Below are 249 nucleotides of genomic sequence, written 5' to 3'. Positions count from 1 at the left end.
TTGATTCTTCAAAATATAAAGTATGGCATGGCAAGCCGCAAGAAGCTATTAATAAGCTCGATGAACTAATAAAAGAGTTAGAGTCTAACAAAGTGCCTGAGAGAAAGATTGACAAGGCGGCCTCAATCGAGTAGAGAGGCGCATTGCAGCACCTCCCTCTCACACCACCGTACAAGCGATGTCGCATAGGGCGGTTTCAGATTTGTGTTTACCAAAAGCAGAGTACATAGAGAAGAGATTAATCTTCTC

Annotated in this window: 1 protein-coding gene; it reads right to left on the bottom strand. The window is 43.0% G+C overall.

The window, feature by feature from the left end:
• On the bottom strand, positions 1-187 hold a 187-nt coding region (locus L8D11_RS05635; protein WP_236870676.1), incomplete at its 3' end, for a hypothetical protein.
• Between the last annotated feature and the right edge of the window lie 62 nt (positions 188-249).

It is taken from the genome of Candidatus Bandiella numerosa (assembly GCF_021811875.1).
Lineage (GTDB): Bacteria > Pseudomonadota > Alphaproteobacteria > Rickettsiales > Midichloriaceae > Aquirickettsia > Aquirickettsia numerosa_A.
This window is presented reverse-complemented; position numbering and strand designations above follow the sequence as displayed.